Here is a 10,604-nt window from a genome sequence, read left to right as displayed (position 1 = left end):
GCCCGCGTTTCTGCCCCTCGGCCCGGCTGACGGGGCTGGTTTCGCGTCCTTCCTGTCCGCCCGGCCCACGGGAGTAGACCGCCGTGACAGCGCCTCGCCTGCTCAGCCCGTTCATGCGTACGCGCACCCGGCTGATCTGCACCATGGGCCTCCTGCTGGTCGCCGTCATCGCGGCGTCCCTGCCGTGGTGGCCGGGAATCGACGGCGGCGACAGCCGGCCGGAGGCCGTCACCGACGCCGCCCCGGCGTCGAAGCCACCGCGCGACGAGGCGACCGCGATGGCCGAGGCGCTCCGGACGGGCACGGAAGTCCTCGTCGAGACCGCGACCACGGCCACGTCGCTCACCTGGGCGCTGCCGGCCGGGCAGTGGCGCACCACCACCCACGCCATCCCCCAGCGGGCCAGGAACGCCACCGGGCAGTGGGCGCCGATCGACCTCACCCTGACCCACGACGCCGACGCATCGGACGGCCTCGGCATCCGCCCGGTCAACCCACCCACCCCGGTACGGTTCTCCGGCGGCCCGGCGCGGCCCGGCGCAACGCCGTCCACGAGTCCTTCCGCCCAGTCGATGCGCCTGGTCGCCCGCACCGAAGTGGACACACCCCTCGCCGAGGTTGAGATCGACGGTCACACCGTCACCTACCTGTGGCCCGGCCCGCTGCCGGAGCCGGTACTCGACGGCCCGCGCCTGCTCTATCCCGAGGTCCGGACCGGTGTCGATCTGCTTGTGGTGGCTCGCGACGAGGGCGGATTCGGGCAGCTGCTGATCGTCAAGAACCGGAACAGCGCCACCGTCGAGGCGGTCCGCTCCCTCACGTACGGCCTGCAATCCCCGACGGCGATCTTCCGCCACGACCAGGAGACCGGCGGCGTGCGGATCCTCGACGCCGCAGGCCAGGTCGAGATCGGCTCGATGTCCACCCCGTTCGCCTGGGACTCCGCCGGCCAGGACCCGACCTCGCCCCAGCCGACCCTGCGCACCGCCGTCGCCACCACCACCGACGTGCTGAACCTCTCCGGGCTGAACGGAGTCGAGGCGGGTGCCCGGCACGCCGCGATGCCGATCAGCCTCGACGGCGACGGCAGCGGCAACGTACGCCTGCACCTCGACGTCGCCGCCACCGGCCTGCTCACCGACACGAACGCGATGTTTCCGCTCTTCCTCGACCCGACGCTGCGCAGCGCCACGCTGGCCTGGGCGACGGTCTACAAGCAGCACCCCAGCACCAACACCTGGAACGGCACCAACTTCAACTCCGGCAGCACCGACGCCCGGGTCGGCTACGAGGAGCGGACTCCGCTGACCGCCCGCTCCTTCTGGCGAATGGGCTTCAAGAGCAGCATGAAGGGCGCGACGGTCAGCTCGGCCACGTTCAAGGTGTTCAACAACCATTCCTGGAACTGCACCGCGCGCCAGATGGAGGTGTGGCGCACCGGCTCCATCTCCTCCGCCACGACCTGGAAGAAGCAGCCGAGCTGGGTCGAGGTGCAGCAGAAGAAGTCGTTCGCCTTCGGCTACGGAAGCAGCTGCGCTGACGACTACGTCAGCTTCGACGTGAAGAAGATCGCCCAGAACGGCGCCGACGGCGGTTGGTCGAACGTGACCCTCGGCATGCAGGCGACAAGTGAAGGCGACACGCTGACCTGGCGCAGGTTCAAGGTCAGCAGCACCGAGCTGACGGTTGTCTACAACACGCCGCCGAAGGAACCGACGGGCGGCAAGACCACACCCGGCGGCGACTGCGTACCCGGCCCCGGCGGCGGTCGCACGGTCGCCAGGACCAATCTGACGCTGTACGCCAAGGCCACCGACCCGGACGACAACCTGAAGGCGCTGCGCTTCCGCTTCTGGAAGACCGGCTCGACCGTCCCGTCGGGCACCCTGGTCACCGCTCGCAGCGATGGCAGCGCGGAACTCCTGGTGCCGTCCAGCAGTCTGGAGGACAAGACCACCTATTCCTGGGACGTACGCGCCGAGGACGAGTCAAATGCCTCGTCGAGCTACTTCCCGCCCGGCACCGACCCCTGCCGACTGACCATCGACGCCTCGGCGCCGCCCGCGCCCACCGTGACGAGTGAGGTGTTCCCGGAGGCCACCCCCGACGGTGCGACCTGGGCAAGCGTGTCGTTCGGCGGCACCGGTGCGATCACCTTCAGCGCCACGGGCGCGACCCGGTTCACCTACGCCTTCGAGGCCATCGGTGCCCAGCCCGTGGATGCCGTCAACGGCACCGCCACGGTGCCGGACCTCGCACCACGGCACGCCGGTCCCACGACCCTGCACGTGTACGCCTACGACGCCGTCGGCAACCGCAGCGCCCGCACCGACTACACGTTCTTCGTACCGCCGCGCGACGCGGCCGACGGTCCGGCTGACACCACCGGTGACGGACTGCCCGACATGCTGATCGTCAACGGCGACGGCCACCTGCGCACCTACATCGGCGACGCCGGTGGCGAGCTGTACGACCACCTCGCCGCCTCATACACCGACAAGGGCGAGCAGAACCCACCCGGGCACTGGTACGACCCGGCCACCGGCAAGGCGGCCCTGATCACCAAGCACTCCGACGGGTACCCGGGCGACGGGCTCACCGACCTGTTCGCCCGTACCCCGGACGGCGGATTCTGGCTCTACCCGGGCGACGGCTACGGCAGTTTCAACGTGGACAAGCGGCTGCGGATCATGCTGCCGTCGAACGCGCCGGCCCCGTCGACCTGGACCCAGATCAAGGCGCTCGGTGACATCACCGGCGACAAGCGGCCCGACCTGGCCCTGCGTTCCGGTCCCGAGTTCTGGGTGCTGTCCGGATACACCGGGGCGGCATTCCAGGAGGCCACCATGATGAATCACGACGCCTGGGCCCGCCGGGAGGTCCTCAACATCACCGACTTCGACCGGGACGGCACGCCCGATCTGCTCTGGCGCAACATGGACGCGGGCACGCTCTACGTGCGCCACGGGCTGCCCGGCACGGGAGCCAACAGCGTGACCCTGGAGTCACTGAAGCTCGCCAACAACTCCCGGGACGGTGACGTCCGGATCGGCACGGGCTGGACGGAGGCGGCCTACAACGCGGTCGTCGGCATCCCGGACGTCAGCGGCGACGGGATACCAGACCTCTGGACCCGTTCCGGCACCGACGGCAGCATCCGGCTGCACCGGCCCTCCCTCACCAACATCGACGCGTCGGTGCAGGTGGTCCTGTCGCCGAACTACTCAGCCTTCCGAGCCTTCGGCTGACCCGCGCCGGCCGGTGTTCGCGCCGGCCGGTGTTCGTGCCGGCCGGCCCACCAACCTCGACCAGGCACCGCGGTCACGCTCGACCTGAGCCGGCACACTGTCGGCCGCCGCAGTCGTACCGCCCGGTGGATGCTGTCGAGCTGAACCGCTCACGCTCTCACGCATCCAGTCGGCGTACGGCCGTACTGTCACCCGCGCATCGCCGGGTCATTACCGCCGGCCCGGCCGCCTGATCTGATCGCACCCGCCCGGGCAGGCCGTCATCCTCGGCGAGGATGACGAGCAGGAGGTGCTCGTGCGGCGCGGGTAACAGGGACGGTTGCCGGGTGGATCGACGGGGAACTGGAGCGCGATGGGCGGTGCGTGGGAGCGGACGAGACGGATCACCAGGGGGGCTTTCCGCCCGGTCCGTGGCCGGGATCTGTCGCTGCACGCCGCCTCGATCACGTTCTACGGTGCGATCGCCGTGGTGCCGGTGGCCCTGCTGGCGATCTGGCTCACCTCGCTGCTGGCGGGGGCGTCCCAGGTGCGGGAGCTCACCGGGTACGCCGTGGAGGCGCTGCCGGACGCGATCGGTGCGCCGCAGGCGGTGGCCGCGCTGGTCGAGGCCGGGGTGGGCCTGACGCCGTGGCTGGCGCTGGCCGCGTTGCTGCCGGCGTCGCTGTACGGCGAAGGGCTGCGCCGGGCGTTCGTCTCGGTCGCCGCGCCCCGCTCCGACGAACACCTGATCGGCTGGCGGGGCCGGCTGCTGCTGCTGCCGCTGTTGGCACCGGCCCCGGCGTTGCTGCTGTCGATCCTGCTGGCCCTGCCGACCACCACCGGGCTGGTCCGGCGCGGCGGTTGGGCGGGCGCGCTGGGGGTGGTGCTGTCGTTCCTGGCGGTGTGGCTGGTCCTCACGCCGGTGCTGATGTGGGTGTTCCGGGTGGTCGGCCCGGCCTCGCCGGACTGGCTCTCCACACTGGGGATGGGCTCCTTCACCGCGGCTAACCTTTCCGGCTTCCTGCACGGTTTCGTCCTGTTCGCCTCGCTGCCACTCGACCTGGGCGTGCCCTTCGGCGGCCTCGACGAGGTGGGTGCCGCCGTGGCGATCCTGCTCTGGCTCTACGTGTTCCACGTGATCGTGCTGGCCGGCTACTCCGCCACCCTGGCCCTCTCCTCCTGGCGCACCCGCCGCTCCAGCCCTGTTGATCATGAGGTTAGCGGCACTAGAGGAGATCAAGACCGCCGCTAACCTCATGATCAACGAGGTCTGGGGCAGGGCCGGGCGGTGTGGGGCGGGTAGGGGTTAGGGTGCGGGGATGGTGGGTGGTGAGGTGCCGGGGCGGGCTGACGTGGTGGTTGTCGGCTCGGGGCACAACGGGTTGGTGTCGGCGATCCTGCTGGCTCGGACCGGGTTGGACGTGCTGGTGCTGGAGGCCGCCGAGGTGATCGGCGGGGCGACGCGGACCGAGAACCCGTTCCCCAAGGTACCGGGGCTGCGTCACTCCACCGGGTCGTACCTGCTCGGGCTGATGCCGCCAGAGCTGCTGGCCGCACTTGACGTCCGCATCCCGGTGCTGCGCCGCGACCCGCACTACTTCCTGCCCACCCCCGGTGGGGTCGGCTCGCCCTACCTGCTTTTCGGCACCGACACGGCGGCCACCCGGGCGCAGCTCGCCGAGTTCTTCTCCCCCGCCGACGCCGCCGCCGACGAGGCGTTGCAGGCCGAGCTGGCCGCGTTGCGCGAAGACCTCGCCCCGGCCTGGCTGGCCGAGCCGCTCAGCGTCGAGGAGACCGCCGACCGTTACGTCCGTCCCGCGCTGCGCCAGGTCTTCGTCGACCTGGTACGCGGCTCCGTCGCCGACTACCTGGCCCGCTTCGACTTCCGCTCCGAGCTGCTGGTCAGCATGTACGCGGTCACCGACGGCCTGTCCGGGCTCAACGCCGGCCCCGACGACCCCGGCACCGGGCACAACTTCCTGGTGCACAACATGTGCCGGCTGCCTGGTTCGGGTGGCACCTGGATGATCGCCGAGGGCGGCATGGGTACCGTGTCGCGGATCTTCGCCGACGCGGCCCGGGCCTCCGGTGCCCGGATCGTCACCGGTGCCCCGGTAGCCGCGATCACCCTCGACGGTGGTGCCGCCAGGGGCGTGGTGCTCGCCGACGGCCGCCAGGTCGACGCCGAGGTGGTGCTCGGCGCCTGCGACCCGTACCGGCTGATGGAGTTGCTGCCCGACGGCGCGCTGCCGACCACGCTCAGCGGACGGATGGCGGCGGTCCGGCGCACCGGCAGCACCCTCAAGCTGAACCTGGCGCTGCGTGGCCTGCCCCGCTTCTCCTGTCTGCCCGAGAACGCGCCGAGCCCGTTCGGCTCGACCATTCACCTGCTGCCCGGCTCGGCGACGCTGGCCGGTGGCACGGGCGAATCACCGATGGCGGCGCTGCGCGCCATGTGGGCCGACGTGCGGGCCGGGCGGTTGCCGCAGGAGCCGACAATCGAGTGGTACCTGCACACCACAGTCGACCCGTCGCTGGCCGACCCGGCCGGGCACCACTCGTCGGCGCTGTTCGTCCAGTCCGTGCCGTACGAGTTGGCCGGCACCACCTGGGACGCGGAGCTGCCCGGCTACGTCGACCGGCTGGTCGGGATCTGCGAGCGTTACGCCCCCGGCACCGGCGACCTGATCGCCGACGCGGTGCCCCTGCCGCCGCCCGGCATCGAGGCGCACTTCGGCATCACCGGCGGGCACATCCACCACGTCGACAACACCGTCTCGTTCGCCGACCGGATGCCCTACGCCACGGGCGTGGACGGGGTGTACGCGGGCAGCGCCGGCTGTCACCCGGCCGGCAGCGTAATCGGTGCCGCCGGCCACAACGCCGCTCAACGCATCCTCGCCGACCTAGGTCGTTGAGGCGGGAGCCTCCTCGCCGACCCGGTGGGCGCGGACCTTGTGGCCGACGCTTGTCAGGCAACGCCCGCTGGGCAGGTCGAACCGCCAGCCGTGCAGCTGACAGGTGAGCTGGTCGCCGTCGACGATGCCGAACCGGCTCAGGTCCGCCTTCAGGTGCGGGCAACGCCGCTGCACCACCCAGTCGCCGAGGGTGATGTCCTCGGCGTCCACCGCCCGTTCGTGCTCGTCGTACCAGCCCTCGGCGTACTGGAGCCGCTCGGTGGACAGGCACTTGAAGAAGGCGTACACGAACTCGTTGTACTGCCCGATCCGGGCGGCGGAGAAGCGGCAGGACAGGAAGAGCGAGTTGACCCAGTCCACCTCGCCGATGTGCAGCAGGTGCTCCACGAGCGCCCGCTCGGTCCGGAACCGGTAGCGCACCTTCTCGTCGGCGTACGGCCGCACCTGCTTGCCGGGGAAGTCCACCACGATCGACTCGACGCTCTCGCCGTCGTAGCCGACCAGGTCGAAGCGGACCGGACCACCGACCCCCTTGGCCAGGTAGATCGACTCGTCGAGCAGCGGTTCGATCCGCCGCTTCAGCTCCTTGAGCACGTCCACCTCGGGGTGCCGCCAGGACGCCTTCTCCGCCTCGATGATGGGCCGCTTACGCTCGCGCATCTCCTCCAGGTGAGCGACCTTGTTGGCGAAGAACTCCGCCACCGGCATCGGGTGGGTGGTCGTGGCCCCGGTGGTGGTGACCTCGGTGACGCTGCCCGGCAGCAGCACGATGCCATTGGTGCCACCGACCTTGGCGTACTCGGCCAGGAAGACCGACTGGTCGGGGAAGATGTTTCCCTCGTCGCCGAAGATGTCGTTGAACTGCCACAGCTCGTCGTCCAGGAAGCACGGCGGGCCGGCGATCGGGAAGACGTGGTCGGCCTTGAGGTCGTCGATGTAACGCCAGGTACGGTCGAACTGCCGGTCCCGCTTCTGCTTGCCGAAGGCGGTCTTCGCCGCGTTCGGCAACTCGTAGACCATCGGGTACCAGATCGCGCCGGAGAACTGCAGCAGGTGCGCGTGCACGTGGCCCAGCTCTGCGAAGGTGCTCAGGTCGGTCGGACGGGCGTCGTTCTGGTTGAGCAGCCGGACGCCGTCGTACTCCACCCAGAGCGAGGAGTCACCGATCGGACCGTCGGTCGGGCTGGTCAGCGCCTGGATCATCACCTTCAGGCCGCCGTCAAGCTCGACGACCTCCTCGTTGCGGGTCTTCAGGAAGTTCGTGAAGCCCAGCTCACGGAACTCGTCCTCCATCTCGGAGGTGGGGAACTCGGGCAGCAGCACGGTCGCCTTCTTCGACACGTACCGCTTCAGGTGAGCCGCGTCGAAGTGGTCCCGGTGCAGGTGGGAGACGTACAGGTAGTCGACGTCACCGAGGGCCTCCCAGTCGAGCTGGGAGTTGTCCGGAAACGGGAACCAGGAGGCGAAGTAGGCCGGATTGACCCACGGGTCGCACAGGATGCTGCCCGCGGCCGTGTCGATCCGCATGCTCGCGTGCCCCGTACCGGTCACTCGCACCGCAGTTCCCCCTCAAAAAGACAATCAAGGTGTACGCCCCAGAACGCTACCGGAGGCAGTCTGGTCCTCGCCCCGCGACGCCGGTAGTGCCCTTCCACCCACCAGAGCGGGGCCCATCGGCCCTGGCCGGAAACCTTCGCGAGGGACGTGCCAGACTAGCCGGAGATCCGTTCGCGAGGAAGGACCGACAGTGGCAGGCAGCGAGCCGGTAACGTCGCCAGACCAGCACAAGCCCGGGCACCGTAAGGCCGGGCGGATCGGCGCGGTGCTGACCGCGTTCGCGCTGCTGGCCATGCTCTGCGGCAACCACGAGGGCAGGGTCGAGAACCTCTGGCTGATCGGTCTGGCCGCGCTCCTGCTGCTCATCGTGATCGGTGACGTGGTGCTGCGCCGCAACGGCCTGCGCTCCTGACGGAACGGGCAACCCGCGACGGCCTGCGCTCCTGAGTGACCGGGCCCCGGCGCGACGTCCTGTCGGTCCACCGCCGCACCCACCTGGGCGAGCAAGCGCGAGGGCCCGCTCCGGTCTCCGGAGACGGGCCCTCGCGCATCGCTGACTGTCAGCGGCCGAAGAGGATGTCCTGCACGTTCTTCAGTGCGGCGTCGACCTCGGCCTCGAAGTAGCCACCCTGCACCAGCCCGAAGCGGAGCGTGTCCAGGTCCTTCGGGTTGACCGGCATCTGGTTACGCCCGGCCATCCCGCCGAGCAGCGACTCGAAGAACCGGTCCACCTGGTCAGGGTCGTACCCGCTGCCGAAGCGGCGGACCTGGAAGCTGCGTCGGATCTGGTCCACCCGGTAGAGGTCGCTGCCGGGCGGGCCGGCCATCGGTGGCCCACCCATCGAGGGGCCGGCCATCGCAGGCGGACCGGCCATCGCCGGGGGGCCGCCCATCGGAGGCCCGCCGAGCGCCTGCTGCGGCATGCCGGGCGGTCCCGCCGGGCCACGCCGGGGATCCCGGTCCGGCAGCCTGATCTCGGCGGTCATGTCGGTACGGCCGTGCCGACCCGCCTCGAACCCGTCGAAGCGCTGCTCGTCCGGCGGCGGACCGTATCCACCGGGTCCATCCGGCGGACCGTACCCACCGGGACCGTCCGGCGGACCGTAGCCACCCGGCGCGTCCGGCGGACCGTAGCCGCCGGGGCCTGCGGGCAGTCCACGCGGCGGAGGCCCACCGTGCCCCATGCCACCGGGAGGACCCATCGGCCCGCCCGGGCCCATCGGGGCGGCGGCGCCACGCGGGCCGTCGTAACCACCCCGGGGAGCGTTGTCGTACCCACCGGCGAAGGCGCCCGTCGGCTCGTCGTAGCGGCCATAGGGCGGCCCGGCCTGTGCCGGCATCGTCCGAGGCGGCATCGGCGGCTGCGGCACCGGGGACATGCCTCGGTCCTCGCGCATGCCGGGACCCATCCGCTCCATCGGGCCCATCCGGCCATCGCCCCGGCCGGGCACGCCACCGCGCTCCTCCAGCTCCGCCAACTGCCGTTCGACCCGGTCGAGGTGCAGGTCGACCTGCCACTCGTCATAGCCGTTGAAGCGAACCCGGAAGACGACGTCATGGACCTCCTGCGAGGCCACCGGCGCTCCGACCGGCTGCCCGGCGAGTGTCGCCTCGACCCGGTCCAGGAAGGCGTCCACCTCGTCAACCTTGTATCCCCGGCGGAGCGCCTTACGCCGGAAACGCTGACCCTGACTCGCCACTATGTCTCCTGGTCTCGTTCGCCACGCCCGGTCACGCCGTCATCTCCCCGGCCGGGTCGGTGCCACTGTCCTCCGCGGCGGCCAGCTGCCCACATGCTCCGTCGATCTCGCGACCCCGGGTGTCCCGCACCGTGGTGGACACCCCGGCGTCGCGCAACCGCCGGACGAACTCCCGCTCGACCGGCTTCGGGCTGGCGTCCCAGCGGCTGCCCGGAGTCGGGTTGAGCGGGATCAGGTTCACGTGGGCCAACTTGCCGGCCAGCAGCCGGCCGAGCAGGTCAGCTCGCCACGGCTGGTCGTTCACGTCCTTGATCATCGCGTACTCGATCGACACACGACGGCCCGTGCGGGCCGCGTAGGCCCAGGCTGCGTCCAGCACCTCGGACACCTTCCAGCGCTGGTTGACCGGCACGAGTTCGTCGCGCAGCTCATCATCGGGGGCATGCAGCGACAACGCAAGAGTCACCGAGAGGTCTTCGCTGGCCAGTCGGTGGATGGCCGGCACCAGCCCGACCGTGGAAACGGTGATGTGACGCTGCGACAGGCCGAGCCCCTCGGGTGGCGGCGCGACCAGGCGGCGGATCGCCGCGATCACCCGGTTGTAGTTCGCCAGCGGCTCGCCCATGCCCATGAAGACCACGTGCGACAGCCTCGGCGGTGACCCCGCGACCTTGCCGGAGGCGGCCACACCCGCCAGGTAGACCGCCTGATCGACGATCTCGGCGGTGGAGAGGTTGCGGGTCAGGCCGGCCTGACCGGTCGCGCAGAACGGGCACGCCATGCCGCATCCGGCCTGGCTGGAGATACAGACGGTGACCCGGTCCGGGTAGCCCATCAGCACGCTCTCCACCAGCGAGCCGTCGTGCAGCCGCCACAACGCCTTGCGGGTCGCGCCGTCGTCGCAGGCCAGCTCGCGGACCGGAGTGAGCAGCCGGGGCAGCAGCTGGTCGGCGAGGCGCTCGCGGGACGACGCCGGCAGGTCGGTCATCTGCGCGGGGTCGCGCACCAGCCGGCCGAAGTAGTGGGTGGAGACCTGTCGGGCCCGGAACGCCGACTCGCCCAGCTTCGTGACCAGGTCCTTCCGGCCGGCGAGGTCGAGGTCGGCGAGGTGTTGCGGTGGCATCGCCGCCCGGCGCGCGCCAGGCGCGTCCGGGTCGACCGGGATCAGGGGAAGGCTCGTCATGTCACGTCCAGTCTGGCAC

General features: G+C 70.7%; 7 protein-coding genes. 4 read left to right on the top strand and 3 right to left on the bottom strand.

The features are described from left to right. Positions 1-83 precede the first annotated feature (83 nt). The 3 genes from AB0J93_RS01620 (at position 84) to AB0J93_RS01610 (ending at position 6,145) form a co-directional block, all read left to right on the top strand. Positions 84-3,248, top strand: a complete 3,165-nt coding sequence (locus AB0J93_RS01620) for a DNRLRE domain-containing protein (RefSeq protein WP_363917041.1) — start codon at positions 84-86, stop codon at positions 3,246-3,248. Between the two features lie 352 nt (positions 3,249-3,600). Then, positions 3,601-4,479 carry a YhjD/YihY/BrkB family envelope integrity protein gene (locus AB0J93_RS01615; RefSeq protein ID WP_363917039.1) on the top strand — a complete coding sequence of 293 codons (879 nt, stop codon included), beginning with the start codon at positions 3,601-3,603 and terminating at the stop codon, positions 4,477-4,479. A gap of 67 nt (positions 4,480-4,546) precedes the next feature. Continuing rightward, the gene (locus AB0J93_RS01610) at positions 4,547-6,145 is read left to right on the top strand and encodes an NAD(P)/FAD-dependent oxidoreductase (RefSeq protein ID WP_363917037.1); all 1,599 of its coding nucleotides are present in this window, start codon (positions 4,547-4,549) and stop codon (positions 6,143-6,145) included. Here AB0J93_RS01610 and AB0J93_RS01605 read toward each other — a convergent pair. Then, entirely contained in the window at positions 6,134-7,702 is a 1,569-nt protein-coding gene (locus AB0J93_RS01605) for a Rieske 2Fe-2S domain-containing protein (RefSeq protein WP_363917035.1), read from the bottom strand. The genes AB0J93_RS01610 and AB0J93_RS01605 overlap by 12 nt on opposite strands. Positions 7,703-7,892: 190 nt before the next feature. On the opposite strand from AB0J93_RS01605, the gene AB0J93_RS01600 reads away from it, so the two are divergent. Continuing rightward, positions 7,893-8,114, top strand: coding sequence for a DUF2631 domain-containing protein (locus AB0J93_RS01600; protein WP_093401678.1), 222 nt, complete (start codon positions 7,893-7,895; stop codon positions 8,112-8,114). A gap of 148 nt (positions 8,115-8,262) precedes the next feature. Here the strand turns inward: AB0J93_RS01600 and AB0J93_RS01595 are convergent, their stop codons facing one another. Together AB0J93_RS01595 and rlmN are read right to left on the bottom strand one after the other, a co-directional pair. After that, complete coding sequence (locus AB0J93_RS01595; RefSeq protein ID WP_363917033.1) at positions 8,263-9,402, bottom strand: DivIVA domain-containing protein; 1,140 nt, start codon at positions 9,400-9,402, stop codon at positions 8,263-8,265. 31 nt (positions 9,403-9,433) lie between these two features. Next, positions 9,434-10,585, bottom strand: coding sequence for a 23S rRNA (adenine(2503)-C(2))-methyltransferase RlmN (gene rlmN, locus AB0J93_RS01590; protein WP_363917031.1), 1,152 nt, complete (start codon positions 10,583-10,585; stop codon positions 9,434-9,436). Positions 10,586-10,604 lie beyond the last annotated feature (19 nt).

The organism is Micromonospora sp. NPDC049374 (genome assembly GCF_040677165.1).
In the GTDB taxonomy this organism is placed as follows: Bacteria; Actinomycetota; Actinomycetes; order Mycobacteriales; family Micromonosporaceae; genus Micromonospora.
Note: the sequence above shows the minus strand (reverse complement) of the source record. Positions and strands in the feature narration are given on the sequence as shown.